This is a genomic window from Flavobacterium sp. H122 (genome assembly GCF_004959765.1).
Lineage (GTDB): Bacteria > Bacteroidota > Bacteroidia > Flavobacteriales > Flavobacteriaceae > Flavobacterium.
On record NZ_SJZD01000027.1, the window covers coordinates 1 to 1,663 of the forward strand.

General features: G+C 29.8%; 1 protein-coding gene. It reads right to left on the reverse strand.

Annotation, left to right across the window (positions count from 1 at the left end; genetic code table 11):
- A partial coding sequence (locus EZM65_RS15345) for a condensation domain-containing protein (RefSeq protein WP_211196233.1) occupies positions 1-1,663 on the reverse strand: 1,663 nt, incomplete at both ends.

Here is a 1,663-nt window from a genome sequence, read left to right on the forward strand (position 1 = left end):
TAAATCTAAAACTGTAACATCTGATGGGTAGACAATATTAGTTGAGTTCAAGCCTTCAAGTAAGTATTTGCTTTCAGGAAGAATCTCATCATTTTTAATTAAGCTATCTGGGTTCTCAACAAGTTTATTTAAAAACGCAGTGAAATAATCATGCAATACATCTATTACCTGATTGTATTTTAACGTTCGTTGTTGGTTCCATGAAACACTGATTCCTTCTTTTAAAGGTCTGATTGTAAGATCTAAAAAAGTATTTGTAGTTTCATAATTCAATTTTGTCAGAAAAGAATCATCGTTAACACTGTAAGGATCATCAATACCAATTTGATCATAAATGTGGAAATCAATAAAGTTAAAGTGTGTATCAAAGAAAGGATTCTCTCCCCTTACATTATTTGAGAATTGCTTACTCAAATCATACAAACTGATATTTTCGAAATCTTTTTGACTTATAAGAGCGTTATGTATATGATTTACGAAAGTTAAGTACGTATGATCGAAATCTTTAATTCTAAAAGGAGTAGTATTCAGGAAGCATCCCAAAATCTTATCACTGTCTTCTAAAAGAGGTCTTCCGTTTGTGACCAAACCTATAAGTATATCACTATTATATGACAACATCTTTAACGTATAGATGTATGCGGCTAATGTGATAGTTTTAATTGAATAGCCTTTTAATTGACCAAAATTCAGTAATGATTCTGATAATTCATTACTAATTATATAATTATGTCTTTTTGAAAAATGTACTTCATTAAATGCTTCCAGTTTTTTGTAATCCAATAAGTTTTCTTTCCAAAAAGCATTAATTTCAGTACTCTCTTTATTTATCTTTTGTTCTATTACGTAATCCTTATAACTTGAACTTAATTTACTTAAACTATCAATTTTAGTATTTGATTCCAACTCGGAATACAAAGTATTAAGTTCGGTTATAAATGAGGCAACACTCCAGCCGTCAAGTATAGCGTGATGAAACTGAAAAAGAAGATGCCATTCTTTCTGACCTGTTTTTATGACTTTCATTCTCCATAAATCGGAGGAAGCAATATCAAACGGATTTTCAATCCGTTCTTTAACCATAAATTGATTAACTAAAGAATAAATTTCTTCTTTGTTTTTATGAGATATATCTTCAAAATCAATAACTTTTTCCAGCTTCTCAAAAACAACATGAACCGCTTCGTCATAGCTTTCCATGTCGAATTTTGTTCTTAGTATTTCATGCTTATTTACCAATAAACTAACTGCCTCTGTAAATAATTGCAAATCAAAATTTTCAACAGGTATAGGAAAAATAAACTGATCATGATAAATCCCTAATTTAGGGTTTGACAATGATTCATAAACCATTCCCATTTCTATATCACTCATAGGAAATACAGCAACTATATTTGGGTCTGTATTTTCTTGTTCATACAATCTATCGAACTCCTCTTCTATTTTATTTTTTATTGCGTTTAAGTCCTTATCCTGAATTCTTGACTCTTGAATTGACAACAACAGCCTGATGGATGGATAATGGTATAAATCAGATAATTTATAATTCCAGTTAAGCTCTTTATTAATTCTTCCTAATAATCGTATTGCAATTATAGAATCACCCCCCAACTCAAAAAAATTATCCGTTACTCCTATAGGGCTTATTGACAAAATATCTTCC